The organism is Pseudoprevotella muciniphila (assembly GCF_003265305.2).
Lineage (GTDB): Bacteria > Bacteroidota > Bacteroidia > Bacteroidales > Bacteroidaceae > Alloprevotella > Alloprevotella muciniphila.
Genome location: NZ_CP033459.1, coordinates 2,477,481 through 2,496,667 on the forward strand (window position 1 = coordinate 2,477,481; position 19,187 = coordinate 2,496,667).

Here is a 19,187-nt window from a genome sequence, read left to right on the forward strand (position 1 = left end):
AATCATACCTATACATATATGAACAGATTGCGATATATATTGGTGCTCGCAGCGCTGGCGATATGCAGCCTCGGCACCTTCGCCCAGACCGACGCCGGCTGGAAAGACCGCAAGGTTACACTCCGCGTCAGCAACGAAACGATGGGCGACATCCTCGTGAAACTCGCACGGCAGGCTGGTGCCGACGTGGTGTTCGAAGGCGTAACCATCGAAGGCATCAACGAACCTACCACACTCAACGTGAAGGACATGCCCCTCGACAAGGCAGTACTCCGGCTCATAGGCGACCAACCTGTCAGCGTGAACTACGAAACAGCGGGCAGGATAGTGTTCCGCCCACTGGCAGAAGATGCTGCGGCGCAGGCAGAGGACGCCGCGCAGTATCACCCCGTCTCTGCAGTAGTAACCAGTATGGAGGACGGCGAACCCATCGTGGGTGCCATGGTGATGATTACCGACGGCGGAAAGAACGGACGCTCCGGCGGTGTTACGGACAGCAACGGAAAATTCTCACTGCGCGTGCCAAACAACGCCTCCGTGCGAATATCGTGCATAGGATATGCCTCGCAGTCCTTTCAGGTGAAGCAACCCATGCTCAACGAAAAAGTGGTGCTCGAACCCAACCGCACAGAGGAAGAGAAAGCGGTGGTAACAGGTATGAGCAAGCGCAGCATGACGAGTTTTACGGGTAATTTCGTCAGTGTGAAGGGCGAAGAACTCCGCAGGATGAATCCCAACAACATACTCGAAGGCCTGCAGTTCTTCGACCCCAGTTTCAAGATTGTGGAAAACAACGCCACAGGATCCGACCCCAATGCCACACCGCAGTTCAACATTCGCGGCGACCAGACACTGGGCAACAACGTGGACCTCAACTCCATGGACCTGCTACTCGACAATGTGTCGAGCCGCCCCAATACACCGCTCTTCGTGCTCGACGGATTTATAGTGCCACTGCGCCGAATACTCGAACTCGACCCGCAGCGCGTGGAGAACATCACCATACTCAAGGATGCCTCAGCCACAGCCATCTACGGCTCGCGCGCATCGAACGGGGTGGTGGTAGTCGAAACGAAGGTGGCGCCCGATGGTGCACTCTCCGTAACCTACAACGGAAGCCTTACCATACAGTCGCCCGACCTCACGGGCTACAACATGATGAATGCCAGCCAGAAACTCGCCATGGAGAAAATGGCAGGCGTCTATAACGAGAACGATCCCTACCAGAAGAACACGTACAACAAGTACCTGCGAAACATACTGGCAGGAGTGGATACCTACTGGCTCTCGCAACCGCTGCGCACAGCCGTGCAGACACGACACACACTCACCGCAGCAGGAGGAACGGACAAGTTCCGCTACAACCTCGGACTGAATGCAGGATTCATGCCGGGTGTGATGAAAGGCTCGCAGAACGACACAAAGGGCGTAACCTTCTCCATGAGTTACAGAAAGGACAAGTTCACCGTGGGTGCAGACATCAACCTCAGCGAAACCAACGGCAAAAACTCTCCCTACGGCAGTTTCTCGTCCTACACGCAAGCCAACCCCTACTATCCGATGAAGAATGCAGAGGGCGGCTACGACCTCATTCTCGACAACCATACCGGCACGGGAAGCGTGCTCATCACCAACCCGCTCTACAATGCCACGACGGGCGTGAAGGACATTTCAAGGAACACCACCATCGCCACAACGATGAACATAGAATACCGCCTGCTGCCCAACCTGCGCTTTACCGAACAACTGTCCTACACACGGGGCATGGCGCGCACGGAAGTGTTCTATCCGGCTGACCACACCATGTTTGCCACAGAGACAGACCTCACCAAGAAAGGGTCGTACAGCAAGAATACGGGCGAGATGACGTCGTGGTCGAGCAACCTCGGCGTGAACTGGAACGCACCGGTAGGAAAGCACCTCTTCAGCCTCTTCGGCAACTGGACGGTGAACGAGGACCGCAACAACTACGTGAACCTCTACGCCACAGGTTTCCCTGACCGACACATGGACGATTTCATCTTCGGCTACACCATGAGCACCAACCCAACCGGCACAGAGGCACTCTCGCGCGCCATGGGGCTCATCACCCAGTTCTCCTACAGTTACGACAACCGCTATTCGTTCGACTTCAACCTCAGCGCAGAGAACTCTTCACGATATGGCGACGACCATTCCATGACACCTTTCTGGTCAACAGGTGTCCGCTGGAACGCCTATCGCGAGAAATTCCTGCAAGGCAGGGTGTCCAACCTCGTGTTCCGTGCCAACTATGGTGTAACGGGCGAACAAAATTACAATCCCTATCAGGCTATAGAATTCTACACCTACAGCCAGACCATGAAGCCCTATACGTCGTTCACCACACTCGGTGCAATGCTCGCCGGACTGAACAACACCGAACTGGGCTGGGCTAAGACGCACAACCTCAGCCTCGGCGTGGACATAGGCTTCTGGAAAAACCGCATCAATGCCACGTTCAATTATTACAACAACATCACCAAGCAACTACTCACAGAGTACGACCTGGCACCCTCCACCGGCTTCCGGTCGCAGGTGATGAACGCCGGCGAACTGCAAAACCGCGGTTTCGACATAACGCTCAATGTCATAGCCCTTCAGAACGTGAAGAAACAACTCTACTGGACCATTTCTGCAAACGCCAACCACAACAGGAACAAAATCCGCAAGATTTCCGACTATCTCCGCAAACTGAACGAAGCACAACTTGCCACAGCCGGTGCACCGCTGCCCGTCTATCAGGAAGGGCAGAGCACATCCACGCTCTACACCGTGCGTTCATTGGGCATCGACCCTGTAACAGGTCAGGAAGTCTATCTCAAGCGCGACGGAACAAAGACGTTCACGTGGGACGCAGCAGACAAAGTGCCCGTAGGACATACCACACCCGACGTCAGCGGAACCATCAGTTCTTCGCTCTCATGGCGCGACTTCACGGCAACAGTGGGCTTTACCTACCACTGGGGCGGTGTGCAGTATAACCAGACACTCGTCGATAAACTCGAAAACCGCAGCATAGCCTTCAATATGGACGAGCGTGCTGCAGAAAACCGTTGGACCACACCAGGCGACGTGGCAATGTACAGACCCATCGACCCGGCAGGCTCGCAGACACCGCAGAGCAGCCGTTTCATCATGGACGACAACGAACTCAAATGCTCAACCATCAGCCTCGGCTATCGTTTCAGCAGCAACAGGTACAAGTTCCTCCGTCCGCTTAGTATAGACATGGCAAGCCTCTCGTTCACTACCAACGAACTCTTCCGGCTGTCCTCCATCAAGATGGAGCGCGGACTCGGCTATCCTTTCGCACGTAGTTTCACGTTCTCACTAAATATCATATTCAAGTAAAGCCTGAAAAAAGAACTGCAATGAAAAAATATATATTATCATCCATTTTGATGGCAACCGCCCTCCTCACGAGCGGATGCTCCGACTGGTTTGATGTCAGTCCGAAAACCGACATCAAGGCAGAAGAACTCTTTACCACAGAGAACGGCTTCCGGAGTGCTCTCGCAGGACTGTATATCTCCATGACGGACGATGATGCTTACGGCGACAACCTGTCTTTCGGCATGCTCGACCAGATGGCGCAACTCTATGATATGATACCCGACGGAACAACGTCGCGCGATGCCATCTACATCTACGACGTGCATACCAACGGCTACGACACCAAGACCAAACTCGAGCGCTCGTGGCTGAAGGCATACAACATCATAGCCAACTGCAACAACCTCCTAAAATGGCTCGACGCAAACGGTGCAGAAGTCATACGAAGCAGTCAGGACCGCGACAACCTACGGGCAGAAGCACTCGCCATTAGGGCTTACCTGCATTTCGACCTCCTCAGAGGTTGGGGACCGATCTACAAGAACGACAGCACAGCACGCTGCATCCCTTACCGCACTATAGCCGATGCCAGCCGTCAGCCGCTGCTCACCGCCAACGAGGTGGCACATAAGGTGCTCAACGATCTCAACGAAGCGATGCGCTTGCTTTCCTATGAGAAAAACCTCAGTCTCGCAGCAGACAAGGAACGTAGATTCAGATTCAATTATTACGCAGTAGAAGCACTCATGGCGCGCGTGTACTGCTGGATGGACGATGCCGATAATGCAGTGCTCCACGCACAGAATGTCATCGCAAACAGCGGACTGACGTTGCAGACATCAAATGCCGGCGACCCGGTGCTGTTCAACGAATGTCTCTGTGCACTCAACCTCTACAGAATGTCTGACAATATGTCCGCCAAATTTGCAGAAGGTCCGAAGTTCACTACACAGTACTATATCGGTACACAGTCCCTCAACACCATCTTCGAGTCAACAGGAACAAGCAGCGATGTTGATTTTCGTGCCAAGTCGGCGGCATTCATACGCTATGATGCACAGCAACAGGCAATCTCGCGGAAATATATAGACAATCCCAACGGCGCCATACCACTCATCCGACTGCCGGAAATGTATTATATCCTGGCGCAGATGTCGCCACTCGAAGAAGGTGCAAAATACGTCAATGCCGTGAGAAACGCGCGTGGATATTCCACATCGACGAATATCAGCGAATTCTTCGACGAATTGTATCGCGATGATGTGATGGATGCTGAAGTGAGGAAGGAATTCTATGCAGAAGGACAGTATTTCTTTTTCCTCAAGCAGCATGAAATCACATGGTTCTACAACTGCCCCGCAGGTTTTTCTGCAGAGAAGTTTGTCTTCCCGCTGCCTGATGCAGAAATAGAATATGGGTGGACGGCAGACAGTGCAACGCAGGAGACTGACAAATAATGAACTGAAATACCTATAGCAAAATAAAACACTCTTATGATATGAACAAATTGCTGAATTACATACTGTCAACAGTCATCGTTCTCACGTTCTTCTCGGCATGCACACAGGAGGAAGTGGACGTCTTCGCGCCCGGTAATGATGGTGCCTATTTCAGACCGAACAGCAATGGCAGCATGGACACCACAGTGAACTTCGCCAATCATCTGCTCGACGAAACACCAGAAGTGTCCATACCTATTGACGTCTCCATTCTCGGCTATATCAACGGCACAGGAACGCGGCGCGCAGTCATCAAAACTAAACCCGTTGAGGGCTATGACATGGCTGATGTGGCAGTGGACGAACTCGTCTTCGAAGCGGGCGAATATCAGAAATCGGTGAACGTCAGGGTATCGCCGCCCGACACGATGGGGAAAGTGTATGCCGTATGTCTCTATTTCGATAGCGAAGACCCGGCATCACAACTCGGAATGGGCATCAATGGCAGAACGGAATTTACGATATATGTCACGGAAAGTTATTCACGCCCGTCCAACTGGAACTCCAGCCTCTCGCTTTATCTCGGGGCATGGAGCGTGGAAAAGCACAAATTCATGGTGCATGTTCTCCACGACGACCAGTACACACAGTCGAGCAACTGGGGAGATTTCTCTAATTTCAACAAACTCGCAGTGGATAGTGCAAGGAAGTATAATCAGGCACACCCCGACGATCCGCTGCCGTTTGCCATTCCCTTCGTGGAGTATTGTACATACGACACACCGCCCTACTATTGGGGACCGCAGCAGGAGAAGTTCTTCGGCACATATACCTCACAACACTTCGTCTCGCTCGCAAAGGCTCTCAATATGACCACACAGAACGAGGTCGCTCTCGTCGGGACCAACGATGAAGCAGTACTCGCAGAGAACAACAGGCAGGCAGTGAGGGGCATGATGGTGCAGTATAACGAATATTACAGTTGGTACTATCTCAATGCGACAGACTATGAGGATTTTATCAATATCCCTGTTTTGCCAAATATTGATTACGACGTGGTGAAACCCAAGATGTGGAGCGAAGAACCCTCTGCAGAAGTGGTAAGAAACTATTACGGAGAGTATTCGCCGGAAAAGTATAGATTCATCCTCAGGACCCTTTCGGCAGCGCTCGGCAGCAATTTCACGCTTGCACGGCTCTTCCCGATGGATATCTTCTATGACTTTAATGGTCAGCTGAATGTGAATTGGAACAGCAAACTCGATGGCGAAAATCTCATGAAGCAGTATCACGACATCGTAAAGGCTGCATACGACAACACTCCGGGATTAGGATTCGAAATACCATAATACAGCATTTTTATCACACTTTCTATTGTTTTTCATAAGAAACGTACAACAATGAAAAGAATAACATATTGCCTGACCATATTGACCGCCCTGTTGCTCTCTTCGTGCTATGAAGATAAAGGCAACTACGACTACGATTTTGAAAATCTCAACTCGGTGGACGGCATCACCTTCAGTCCGACACCCTATAGGGGTATTCACGGCGAAACAGTGGAGTTTATCCAGCCTATGGGTAATGATACCGTAGGCAGATTATTAGCCACGGTGGAGCAGTCCATCGGAGAAAGTATAGACAACCTCGATTTCAAGTGGACAGTGACGGGAGAAGACTTCAGCGGAGTGTTCTATACGAAAGGGTATGTTGACCTTCCGCTCAAAGCAGGGCAGACTACAACCTATAACGTCATGCTCGAAGTGAAGGACCCTGTAACCACACTTGCACACTATGCGAAAGTGTATGTTTCCACACGTCCGCTCTATAAGAACTCGCTCTTTGTACTCCATGGTACAGGACCTGGCGCCATGAAACTTGGAAATGTGTCGCAGATAGGAGACCAACACCAACTCTATGCCGATGCCTGGGAGTATGCACACCCCGGCAGCGAAAATCCTTTTGCATACGCAGTGGGCATGACGTATGGTGCCTATTACGACTTCAAAATAGGTGAATCGGTCAATCTCGCAGTGTTCAACAATAACGGCACATCCGGCATTTATAATCCATACGGACTGGTACAGAAATATTCTGCCAACTATGTGTTGCCGCAGACGGGAGAGGCTTTCATCGTGTCGAAATATGGACAGGCAGGCGATGCAACAACCCTCACAGACTACCATTATGTCATAGCACGCGACGGAAGAGTGGCTATGGCAAGGTCGTTCCTGTGCTACCATATTCCGGCGCTGCAAACCACTGACCCGCTTGATGTGGGGACAGACTATGAAGTCACGGCAGGAGCCATTCTCGGAAGCAATACCGTGTTCTGGGATGCCAAGAACCAGCGGTTCATCTATGTGGGCAAAGGCGACTTTTTTGGTATGGACGAAGCAAACGCACGTGAACAGGCACAGATGACAATGCCTATGCTTGATGCAGAGGTGGATTTCTCAAAACTCTCCGCAACGCTCTCTCCAAAAGGAAAGACAGCCCTGTATGCCTATGTGAACGACCGCGAGAACTACGAATATGCGCATGCATTCTTCATCTTTGCTGACGCAGCAGGAAATATGTATCGCTACGAACTCACACCCAAGGATACGAAGGGCGGTGCAGGTGCTGACGAACCCGCATACACTATTGAGGCAATGCGACTGCCAAATATTCGGACAACACAACTGCGGACAGGCACGCTGACGTATAATGCACTCTTCTCCACTAACTACCTCTTCTATGCCAATGGAGGGGAAGTGGTGCGCTATAACGCACAGAACGGCGACAAACAGACCGTCTATCAGGCACCGGATGGATGGAGCGTGTCGTGCATCAAGTTCCGCACAGGCGACCCCAACGCGTTCTCTGGCGACCTCGGCAGATGGCTGTCCATAGGAATGACAAAGGGCAGTGAAGGTGCAGTGGCTGAAATGCGACTCACCAATTCGGCGGATATCGACAATACCGTTGCGCCTGTTCTGCATACAGGGTTCGGTCCGGTAGTGGATGTGCAGTTTGCACCGCTTTATTACTATCAGTCGGAATAAAAAAATGAAATGAAACAAAAACTGATTTTAGTATTCTTCTCGCTGTTCGCTCTGAATATGGTGCGTGCGCAGCACATTGCCGATCTTTCGCGTCTCGTGATGGAGGCAGAAAAGGGTGATGCACTCGCCATGACACAACTCGGAAAACTCTATCTTCAGGGAGAACGCATAAAACCTGACACTGCGAAGGCGTATGCCTATTTTCAGAATGCTGCAAGGCAAGGACTGCCGGAAGCAGCCTACTATCAGGCAAAATGTCTGGAGAACGGCTATGGTATAGTAGTTGATGAAGAACGCGCCGTAAGACTGTACGAAACAGCCTTTGAATGGATTGTGCAGCAGGCAGACAGCGGCAACCTTGAATGTCAGTTATTCCTCGTGCGGCGTTATGCAGAAGGTATTGGTACGGAGCGCGATATGCTGAAGGCTGCGGTCTGGATGGCAAAAGCGGCAGAGGCAGGAAGTCCTGAGGCGCAATATGCCCTGAGCCACTGTTATAATTCGGGCGAGGGGGTGAACAAGGACGATCAACTTGCTGCACGATGGTGTCTGACGGCTGCCGAAAACGGACTCGCCGAGGCGCAATATGAAACGGCACAGAGGTTCTTCAGGGGAGAAGGACTCAATAAAAGCGAATCGAAGGCTGTCAGTTGGCTCACAAAGGCAGCCGCACAGAATTATGGTCCTGCACAATATGCCCTCGCACAATGCTATGAAGAAGGTACGGGGGTGAAGCGTCAAGCCGAGAAAGCCAAACTCCTGTATGAGCAGGCAGCACAGAATGGTGTGAACGAGGCTGTCCTGAAAACGGCGCAGACATACGCCACGAAAGGCGATGAAGCAGCAAAGGCTGTGGAGTGGCTCAGGCAGGCTGCCGCTCAGGGCGATGATGCAGCGATGTGTGAACTCGCGAAGAGATACATGAAGGGCGATGGGGTGGAGAAGGATGTTGCAAAAGCCGCAGAACTCTACCGCAAGGCAGCGCAGAAGGGCAATCCTGAGGCACAGAATGCCTGGGGAGACTGTCTGCTTAATGGAGTAGGGACGGAGAAGGATGTGGAGCAGGCAGCAACTATGTATGCCAGGGCAGCAGAGAAAGGGTATGCCGTGGCACAGAGAAATCTCGCAGACTGTTACCTCGAAGGTATAGGAGTGGATAAGAATTCGGCACTCGCTGCAGCACATTACCTCTCAGCAGCCAATCAGGGCGACATACAGGCACAGAGTGCACTCGGCGAATGTTATCTCAGTGGAGTGGGAGTGGATAAAAATCCTGTTCAGGCAGTCTTGTGGCTTACGAAGGCAGCAGATGCCGGAGATCCGGCAGCGCAGGAAAGTCTCGGAGAGTGTTACTACAATGGAGACGGGGTGAAGAAAGACCTTAAAAAGGCTTTCCGTCTGTACGAAAAAGCAGCAGAGGCAGGCGATGCCGATGCGCAGTATAGCCTGGGATGGTGCTACGAGAAAGGCGAAGGAACAGGACGCGACATGAAGAAAGCAGTGGAGTGGTACACCAAGTCTGCCATGCAGGATAACGCAGAGGCGCAGTGCTGTCTCGGAAATAGGTATTACAATGGTGAAGGCGTGGAGCGCAATCTGCAAAAGGCAGCGGAGTGGTATGAAAAGGCTGCAGATGAAGGAGTGGCAGAGGCGCAATACAATCTGGCACTGTGCTATCTCAATGGAGAAGGGGTGGAGAAGAATGAAAGTATGGCAAGACGCTACCTCGAAGATGCAGCAGAACAGGATCTCGCAGATGCGCAGTTCAGGCTCGGAGAATGTTACGCCAACGGTATAGCCGTAACGAAGGATATGGAAGAGGCTGTGGCATGCTATGAAGATGCTGCCGAACAGAACCATGCCGAAGCGCTCAATGCCCTCGGCGACTGCTATTATCTCGCAAAAGGCGTTAGTCAGGACTATAACCGTGCCTTCAGTTATTATCAGAAAGCAGCCGAATTAGGAAATATGGCGGCTGTCAACAATATAGGCGATTGTTATCTCAACGGGCGCGGCACACCGTCTGACCATAAGCGTGCCGTACAACTCTTCCGCCAGGCAGCAGAAAAGAATGTACCCGATGCCATGTACAACATAGGCTGGTGCTACGAATATGGCAAGGGCGTCTCGCAAAGCAAGACAATGGCGAAATATTGGTACGAAAAAGCAGCAAAGGCAGGACAGAAAAACGCCGTCATTGCCTTACAAAGAAACAATCTCTGATTACAGCTGAATATAAAGAAATAATTGTCAGCTCTTTGATTATATGAACTCTCGCAGATTACGCTGATAGCGCAGAAAAAATCTGTGAAGTCAGCGAGCGACAAACAAGAACTAAGTTCGATATATGAACGAAGACGAAATAACATACAAAATAAGGGGAGCCATCTTCAAAGTGTACAACGAACTTGGTCCTGGCCTTTTAGAATCTGTCTATGAGGCTGCACTACTATATCAACTTCGCAAAGATGGTTTATATGTGGAGAGTCAGAAGAGACTCGATGTATATTTCGATGGCAACTTGCTTCCTGTGGATTTCAGACTTGATATTGTAGTAGAGGACAAAGTAATTATTGAACTGAAATCGGTTGAGATGTTGAAAGATGTGCATAAGAAACAACTGCTTACTTATCTGAAAATATCCGGAAGAAAAATCGGGTTGCTTGTAAACTTCAATACAACCGATTTGACAAAAGATATTGTGAGAATAGTGAATGGATTGTAAAACTCATTGAGAGACCTCTCGCAGATTGAAAACTCGCAGATTGAAAACTCTCGCAGATCTCGTAGATTTACGCAGATGATGTAGTAAAAATCTGTGAAATCAGCGAAATCAGCGAGCGAAGACTTTGATTGAAAACTCTCGCAGATCTCGCAGATTTAGGCAGATGATGCAGTAAAAATCTGTGAAATCAGCGAAATCAGCGAGTGTCTCAACTAAATAAGGGGTATATTGGCAGCGGAGCATTCTTCGCGCATCGCCTGCGGCCAGATGCTGGCTTGTATCTCACCGATGTGGGCTTTCTGCAGATAGTGCATGCAGAGGCGTGACTGTCCTATACCACCACCAATCGAGAGCGGCAGGTCGCCGTTGAGCAGGCGTTTGTGGAAATAGAGTTCAAGGCGGTCTTCTTTGCCCGATTCATGAAGTTGGCGTAAGAGTGCTTCCTTGTCCACACGGATGCCCATCGAACTGAGTTCAAGACCCTGTCCGATAACGTCGTTCCACACCAGTAAGTCACCATTCAATCCTTTAAAGCCTTCAGCATTGGGTGTGCTGTAGTCGTCATAGTCGGGAGCACGTCCGTCGTGCGGTTTACCATCAGACAATTCACCGCCAATACCTATGATGAATACTGATTTGTGAGCGCGACAGATGGCATTCTCGCGTTCTTTAGGCGTCATGTCAGGATACATGCGGCAAAGTTCATCGGAGTGGATGAACGTGATTTTTGGAGCCAATACGGAACCCAATTGCGGGAAACGCTCACGAATGAGGAATTCCGTGCGAAGCATGGCATAGTAGATGTTTTTTACCACACCTTTCAGGTAGTCCAGCGTGCGCTGTTCGGCAGTAATCACCTGTTCCCAGTCCCATTGATCCACATAAAGTGAGTGAATGTTGTCGAGTTCTTCGTCGGCGCGGATGGCGTTCATGTCGGTGTAGATGCCATAACCAGGCTTTACTTTGAAATCGGCAAGCGTCAGGCGCTTCCATTTGGCAAGCGAATGTACCACTTCCGCCTGAGCATCGTTCAGGTCTTTCACGGGGAAACGAACCGGGCGTTCTGTTCCGTTCAGGTCATCGTTGATACCCAGACCACTTTGAACAAAAAGGGGACCGGTCACACGACGCAGATGAAGACCTGTAGATAGGTTTTCCTGAAAAAAATCCTTGATAAGTTTGATGCCCTGCTCTGTTTCGTATTTGTCGAGCAGGGGACGGTAGCCCTCAGGCTTTATCAGTTTGCTCATTGCTCTCGTTTGTTATAAATTGCGGCAAAGATAATGACATATCGCGGATAAAACAAACGTTTTTCTTTTATTTTTCAAGAAAAACGCTCATTTTAATTAAAAAATTGCATAATTATAAATAATTGCTACATTTAAGTTGCAATCAATCATTCTTACCTTTTCCTCGCTGTTGTATCTGAAGCAGAGGTTGTGGTTGCATCGCAGCGGGAGCAGGTGCGTTGGGCGTTTTCTCTGGCTGAGGGCCACCCTTTTCACCTGGTGTTGCGCTTTTCGTCTTAATCGTTTGTCTATCCGCTTTTTTTGTCGTTCCCTTTTCCTTTTTGGTTGTTTTGTCCTTCTTCTTGTTCCGCTTGGTCTTGCGACTGAATAGTTCGCTAATGTTGTTGAAGTTGCGCTGTACCACGATGCCGACACCCTGTGTGGTGAGTGAGTTCTTGGTGAAATAGCGGTCATTGGTCTCGTTATAGGCTTTCAGGCGTATTTCGCCGCGCTTAGTCAGCAGGTATTGCACGTCGAAGTCACCCACGAAGTTGTCTGTGTTGGTCTGTGTGGAGCGGTAGCCGAAGTTGCCGTTCACGAGCAAACGGTTGTTCAGCAGACGGCCGCTCATCAGTCCCAGCGCCTGCATATCTGTCCACCCGTAGTTGCCCGTGCTGACGTTTGTGCCGAATGTCCAGTTCGACGAACCCATGGCATTGGAAATGACATTGTTGATTTGTCCGCTCAGAGTGTTGGAGATGAAAGAATTGACAGCGCCGGTAGATTGCGACTGTGTGGCAGCAGCGGTGGTGTTGGCATAATCGTAAGTATAGAAGCGTCCCACGGCAAGCAGATAGAGTATCTGGCGGTTCATCTCTTCGTCTGTGCTGATGAGCGATTTCACCATCTGTGAAACATCGTCGCTCACAGTGGGAAGACGTAGGCCGAACTTCACTTCCGGAGAACTGACCTTGCCGTTGAAGGCGAGTGTGCAGTCGGCGCGCACATTACCCGTACCCACGCCTGTGCCGAGATTGAGGTCGCCAAGTGAGGCAGATGGCACGGTATAGACGGCATTGAGGTGGAGTATGCCGTCGAAGGGCTTGCCGTTGAATTCCACGCTGCTGCCTTCTTCGAAAGTGAAGTCCTTGCGGATAACGTCCTGTATGCTCATGCGGTAGGTGCCGTGGTCAACGTTGAACGTGCCGAACATCTGGAAGTTGCCTTTGTTGTAATACGTGGCACTGATGGGGCTGCTCCCATAGATGAGTATGTCGTCGCCCGATTTCTCGTCCATGATGATGCGCAGACCCACATCGGGCTGCATGTCGATGAGCATGTTCATGTGGATGTCGAGCGTCTTCTCGTCCTGTTGTTTTATATCATTCTGATTCTTCGCGTGTGTGGCAGTGCCCGTGGATTCTTTGGCATGAAGTGCTGCCATAAGCAGGCTGTCTGTGCCCGACGCAGCAAACTTCGATGGTGTCTCGCGGAAGGTGAGGAGGCTCGAAGAAGCACTGTAGTCATCGGGCGAGTCGATGTAGTAAGTAAACGTGGTCTTCTTCTCTGGTCGCATGTCGAAGTTGGCAGTAAGATCTCCTGGTTTGCCGTCTATGCTGATAAGACCGCTGCCGTAGGCCGTGGCGGAAAATGGCAGGTCAGACGTGCGTGGGCGGTCATAGATGAGCATGTTGTCGGCATTGAAGTTAAAGGTGTAGCGCCAGTTTCTCAGATAGTCGTGAAGAACAGTGCCCTCTATCGTGGCAGTGCCGCCCTTGGGACTATGCGCCACACCATCGGAGAAACTCATTCTTGTGGGCTCAAGCACAGCATGAACCTTGTCAATCACATATTCACAACCGTTGATGGGCAGTTCGCCTGTTGCAGAACCTATGAGGTCGCCCGTAATCTCTACGTCCTTAAACGTACCGCCAATATGGGCATAGCCTGTGGCGCGACCTTCTATGTTCTTTAATATGCCGCCTATGTAGCGTTGAAGGAAGCGTATGTTCATATTGTCGGCATTGATGCCTATGTCGAGCCTGTTGTCTGCTATGGGGATAGTGCCTTCAACCTCCGAACGGTTCTTGCCGTCTCTGATGATGCCATGAAGATCCACCACCATGTTGCTCAGGTTGATGCCTCCGGTGATGTCGGCCTCGCCAAGGAGACCGTCGTTGAGCATGAAGTCTTCTATGTGAATACTGCTGCGGATATCCGGTGCACCGTCTTTGAACGTAATAAGGGCTTGACCTGAAGCAATACCGTCGAACTTAAGTGGCTTCAGATGTACGAAGTTGAATACATAGTCCAGGTCGATGCGCTGAAGATTAGCAGTGATGGCATCTTCAGAGTCTTTGGAGAAACGTCCGTTGACAGTGAGTATCTGGTCTTCGTGACTGAGTTTGAAACGCTGCACTTCGAAACTGTGGGCATCCCAGATGAAATTGCCGGATGCTATATCCCAAACAGAATCGTTGTAGAAAACTTCCGAGGGGCGCAGCATGGTGAACATGCGTTGTTCGCCATTGCTTTCGTCAATGCTTGTAATGGTGCTGATTTCACCATGGAATTTCTTGCTTGCCATGTCAGCCCAATTCACTGTGATGTCGAGGTCTTCATTACGTGTCAGTGCTTCTACAGACATCTTCATGTGCATTCTGCCCAATGCTTTCTCACCCTGTGCAAGAAGAGTGTAGTCCAGACCTTCGCCGTTGAGGTACAGGCTGGCATTGTCTATGCTGTTGCCGTCGATGTCCACCTTTTCGCTTTCCACGTTGAGTGTTGTCCTGCCGTTGCTGCGCAGATGCCCGTAGGCGGATATGGGACCGCTGAACTTCACAGGCAGGCGCACAAGAGCATTAAACACCTCGTCGTTCTTGTAGTCGATGCGGAATTTCCACTGAGGATTGGCGCCTGCATACGTGGCAAGATTGTTGGCTTGAGGAAAGGGAGAATAAGAAGCAAATTGGGGCAGGGCGGTGTTCATGATGTGATTGACACATGCCTTGAAGGCTTCCGGTGCGAGCGGTCCGTCTATGTCTGCGCTGGCAAAGTCGGTGTCAAGCAGCAGGTGGTGGCCCAGTTCTGAAGGAGATATGCTGAGTGCCACACTGTTGAGAGCATAGTTCAGTCGCGCTGATTTCACACTGAAACGCGAAAGGTTCAGGTCGGCTTTGGCTTGTGCTAAATTGAGCGTGTTGAACTGGGCTGTACCTTCAAGATTGAAGATTGGTGCACCCAGCCCCGTGCTGATGCCAAAGTCTTCGGGGGCAAGGTGGGAGATGTTGGCTGTTATTCTGCCATCGCGTACGTCGTTGGCGCTGATGGTGCCTTGTAGCGAGGCAGTCAGTACAGCCGATGGGTCTTTCGAGTCGATGTCTGCCTCGATGTGTTCGCCGTCAGTCCTGCCCTTCACATGGATGTTGCGATATGTGCGGCCGCGGAAGGTGGCTTGCGACAGGTTGACATCAGCATCTGTCAGGGGGAAGGCACTGCCGCGGAGCGTGGTTTTGCCTTCTATGCTGACGGCAAGGTTATCAGGCAGGTCGGAACGATCCAGCAACGAGGCGAGGGCGAAACGGTCTGTACTGGCTTTGCCGGATATGTCGTTGCCGTTGAATGTAACGTCGGCTTTGACGTTGCCCAATGCAGTTTCGGCATCGCCTGCAACATGGGTAGCACCCCCATTCTGCCATTCTGCCTTGCCTTTGAAGGCCACATCGCCGAGGCGTGCTGCCATTACAGGCAATTCTGCGTTTGTGGCAAAAGTATAAGCCTTACTAAGAAATGCACGATTGATGCGCATCTCGCCCACGTCGGCTTTGATGCCGCCAATCCCGTTCCCCTTGCGCAAAAGGTCGAAATTGCCCGATACGTGAAAGGTGTTGCCGGCATTGGCGAGGTCGAGGTTGGTCAGTTGTAGCAAAGCGGGGTTGAGACCTAATTTTGTATTTATGGTAAATGTTTCGTGCAAATTTGCCAGACGCGGAACGAGCGGAGCAATGTCGTCGGTACTGACTATGGCGTTCTTCAGCGTGGTGTTCAGGCGCAGTGTACCTGCAATGTCGCTTTCCGAGAATGTTGCCGTAAATTCGTCCTGTTCTATGCGCGTTTGCGGCAGTTCGAGCAACAGACGGGCAAGATGTACATAACCTTTTTTTGCATGAAGGTCCATGCGCAGACGCTTGATGTCGAAACCGCTTTGTTCGTGGGCGGAAAACGACCGCACACGCAGGTGAATACTGTCATTAGTGAGGCGTTTGAGACTGAGGTTGGCATCTATGTCGCTCACGTAGAGGTGGCGTGGGTCGAGGCGGTTCGACTGGCGGGGAGTGTCTTGCTGATTGTAGTGTACGCTGACGCGACGAATGATGAGCGAATTGATGCGCAGGTCAAGTTCAGACGGACCTTCTTCTTTCTTCTTGAAGGCATCGATGACGAACTGACAGTTGAGCGGACTGTCGGCATCTGCCTTGCTGAGGTTTACTTTAGCGTCGAGCAGTCCGATGGAGCGCAGACGTACCTTGCCTTCGAGAAGCGGACGGATCTCTATCTTCCCCGAAATCCATTTGGCGTCCAGCATGTCGCGGTGGTCGCGGTCCTGCATCTTAACGTCATGAAGCGTAACCTTATTGAACAAACCAAGTTCCGCACGACCTATTTCAACAGGTGCACCAACTTTCTCCGAGAGCATTTTCGCGGCTTCCCTGCCCAGCCATTCCTGCACAGGACCATAGTTCACGGCGAGCAACAGCAGCAAGTACGCGCCAAGTATCGTGGCGAGCACTATGCGGGCGGTATTTCGAAGGAACTTGTGCATGGATTGTCGGAATGAAGGGTTAAATGTCTCTGTGTCGTCGGGGAATGTGGTTTGTAGGGGTTATCCTATTATTCTGAATGCAGCATACTTTATCAGCAACTTCTTTTCGCCAACGTTGTCAAAAACTACTGTAATCTTCGAGTTTGAGCCTTCTTCTTCGATGGTTTTGACCCGTCCCTCGCCGAAACGGCCGTGTTCGATGCGCTGGCCGACACTGACGATGCCGTTGGGGGTGCTTATGCTGTCCACATTCCTGGCTGTGTCATCTGATTTTCTGAGACGTTGCAGGCCTGTGGTAGAGCGGGGCGGGACAGTGCCACCTGATGACGAAGAACCCGTTGCCCTGTGCCAGTTGTTGCTTTTGGAAGAACGCGTGCCGAAGATGCTGAAAGAGCCCGTGCCGTATGAACCGGTGGAATTCATGAAGACATTCTTTCCGGCACCTTCCGTTTTGGAACTCTTGTCCAGACAGGAAGCATCAATCTCATCGAGAAACGGGCTGGGGTCGCATATCTCTGTCTTGCCATACCGAAAGCGGTTTTTGCACCATGTGAGAATACAGCGTTTCTTGGCACGTGTTACAGCCACGTAGAACAGTCGCCGCTCTTCTTCCAGTTCAGCAGATGAAGCGAAATGACTTTCTGATGGGAAAAGTCCTTCCTCCATTCCTGTGATGAATATGGTGTCGTACTCCAGACCCTTTGCAGCATGAACCGTCATGAGCGTAACCTTGGGACTGCCGTCATCTGTCTTGTCTGTGTCGGTAAGCAGCGACACCTCCGTCAGGTATTGGCTCAGTGAGGCAGACTCTTCGCCCGACATCTCTCTGCGTTCTTCTGCAAAATGGGCAATGGAGGCAAGGAGTTCGTCCACATTCTGACGCTTCGACTCAGAGTCGTCGTCCGTCAGCAAGTCATTTTGAATGCCGCTGGTTGTAACAACGTATTTCGTGGCTTCTACAATGTCCAGTGTCTTCTCTTTTTCGCGGAAGTCGTCAATGAGTTGCAGGAATATGCCCAGTTTCCCCAATGTGCCTTTGTTCAGGTCGGCACCCATCTCTGTGGGGTGCTGGCAGGCTTCCCAAAGACTGCAGCCATTGTCGCTGGCGGCTTGCTGAAGTTTGCCAAGGGTGGTACTGCCGATGCCTCTTGCAGGATAGTTGATGACGCGGCGCAGCGCTTCGTCATCATGAGGATTGATGATGAGACGAAGGTAGGCTATCACGTCTTTTATCTCCTTGCGCTGGTAGAACGACAGTCCGCTGTAGATGCGATAGGGAATGTTCTTGTCGCGCAATGCTTCTTCGATGGCACGGCTCTGGGCGTTCGTGCGGTAGAGGATGGCAATGTCGTTAAGTTCAGTATGGTCGCGCAGGTGATAGTTTCCTATGAACTTAGATACGATGATGGCTTCTTCCTTGTCGCTGTAAGCCGAAATAACCTTTATCTTTTCACCTTCAGCCTCTTCGCTGAATACATCTTTGTGGATTTGCCGTTTGTTGTGGGCAATAATGCTGTTGGCTGCGCGCACAATGTTTTTCGTGGAGCGATAGTTGCGCTCAAGTTTCACAATCTTAGTGTCCTTGAACTGATCGCTGAAACTGAGAATGTTGCCGATGTTTGCTCCGCGAAAACTGTAGATGCTCTGTGCGTCGTCTCCTACCACGCAGATGCAGCCGCCGGGAGCCAGTTGCATCACTATGCGGTGCTGGGCATAGTTGGTGTCCTGATATTCATCCACGAGGATGTACCTGAAGCGGTCGGCATATTTCCGTCGTATGTCATCGTGGTCGCGGAAAAGAAGAAATGTCATCAGAAGCAGGTCGTCGAAGTCCATGGCATCGCTTTGCTGCAACAACTCGTTATAGCGCTTGTAGATGCGGTGCGTCTCGCTGATGTTGCGCGCGGCATTCCTGCGCATGATGGCAGTGTCGGCAGCGTAGGCGTCAGGCAGGACCAATCGGCTCTTGGCTTCTGAAATGCAAGACAGGATGCGGGCTGGCTTGTAAGTCTTATCGTCCAGACCCATCTCTTTCACTATGCGCCGGATGACTGACTGGCTGTCAGTGGTGTCATAAATAGTGAAGTTGGGGGAATAGCCTATGTTTGCTGCCTCCTGACGCAAGATGCGGGCAAAGATGGAATGAAAAGTGCCGGACCAGATATGACGCGTGCGACCCTCGCCAATGAGTTGCTCTATGCGGCGATTCATCTCACGGGCTGCTTTGTTGGTGAAGGTGAGCGACAATATCTCCCATGGCTTATAGCCGTTTTCCAGCAGATATGCCACCTTGTATGTCAGCACACGAGTCTTGCCCGACCCCGCACCTGCAATCACCAGCAATGGGGCATCGGTCAAGGTTACCGCTTTGATCTGACTTGCGTTCAGTTCTTTTTCTAATTCCAACATTCCACTGCAAAAATAACATTTTCACGCCACATTAGAGAAATAATTTGTAATTTTGCTTAATGTTTTCGCGTGTTTTTGTCTGTTTCAATGATTTTCAGTGTGATACAACAACTTTGCGAAACACCCAATCACCTACTTTCAGGGATTGACTGACAAGTTTAA

At 51.0% G+C, this 19,187-nt stretch carries 9 protein-coding genes; 6 read left to right on the top strand and 3 right to left on the bottom strand.

Going from position 1 to position 19,187, the window contains the following annotated elements; translation table 11 throughout:
- The first annotated feature begins 18 nt into the window (after nucleotides 1–18).
- From C7Y71_RS10070 to C7Y71_RS10095, 6 genes are all read left to right on the top strand, one after another.
- Nucleotides 19–3,372 (top strand): SusC/RagA family TonB-linked outer membrane protein, encoded by a 3,354-nt coding sequence (locus tag C7Y71_RS10070; protein ID WP_111897571.1) that lies wholly within the window; start codon nucleotides 19–21, stop codon nucleotides 3,370–3,372.
- A gap of 20 nt (nucleotides 3,373–3,392) precedes the next feature.
- Nucleotides 3,393–4,811 carry a RagB/SusD family nutrient uptake outer membrane protein gene (locus C7Y71_RS10075; protein WP_111897572.1) on the top strand — a complete coding sequence of 473 codons (1,419 nt, stop codon included), beginning with the start codon at nucleotides 3,393–3,395 and terminating at the stop codon, nucleotides 4,809–4,811.
- Nucleotides 4,812–4,852: 41 nt separating this feature from the next.
- Complete coding sequence (locus tag C7Y71_RS10080; RefSeq protein WP_111897573.1) at nucleotides 4,853–6,142, top strand: DUF4843 domain-containing protein; 1,290 nt, start codon at nucleotides 4,853–4,855, stop codon at nucleotides 6,140–6,142.
- 51 nt (nucleotides 6,143–6,193) lie between these two features.
- Nucleotides 6,194–7,840, top strand: coding sequence for a PKD-like family lipoprotein (locus C7Y71_RS10085; protein ID WP_111897574.1), 1,647 nt, complete (start codon nucleotides 6,194–6,196; stop codon nucleotides 7,838–7,840).
- Nucleotides 7,841–7,849: 9 nt separating this feature from the next.
- Nucleotides 7,850–10,063 carry a tetratricopeptide repeat protein gene (locus tag C7Y71_RS10090; RefSeq protein ID WP_111897575.1) on the top strand — a complete coding sequence of 738 codons (2,214 nt, stop codon included), beginning with the start codon at nucleotides 7,850–7,852 and terminating at the stop codon, nucleotides 10,061–10,063.
- 124 nt (nucleotides 10,064–10,187) lie between these two features.
- Nucleotides 10,188–10,565 carry a GxxExxY protein gene (locus C7Y71_RS10095; protein WP_111897576.1) on the top strand — a complete coding sequence of 126 codons (378 nt, stop codon included), beginning with the start codon at nucleotides 10,188–10,190 and terminating at the stop codon, nucleotides 10,563–10,565.
- A gap of 212 nt (nucleotides 10,566–10,777) precedes the next feature.
- On the opposite strand, the gene asnA is transcribed toward C7Y71_RS10095, so the two are convergent.
- The 3 genes from asnA to C7Y71_RS10110 form a co-directional block, all read right to left on the bottom strand.
- The gene (gene asnA, locus C7Y71_RS10100) at nucleotides 10,778–11,815 is read right to left on the bottom strand and encodes an aspartate--ammonia ligase (protein WP_111897577.1); all 1,038 of its coding nucleotides are present in this window, start codon (nucleotides 11,813–11,815) and stop codon (nucleotides 10,778–10,780) included.
- Nucleotides 11,816–11,957: 142 nt separating this feature from the next.
- Nucleotides 11,958–16,616, bottom strand: coding sequence for a translocation/assembly module TamB domain-containing protein (locus C7Y71_RS10105; RefSeq protein ID WP_111897578.1), 4,659 nt, complete (start codon nucleotides 16,614–16,616; stop codon nucleotides 11,958–11,960).
- A gap of 60 nt (nucleotides 16,617–16,676) precedes the next feature.
- Complete coding sequence (locus C7Y71_RS10110; protein WP_111897579.1) at nucleotides 16,677–19,025, bottom strand: ATP-dependent helicase; 2,349 nt, start codon at nucleotides 19,023–19,025, stop codon at nucleotides 16,677–16,679.
- Nucleotides 19,026–19,187 lie beyond the last annotated feature (162 nt).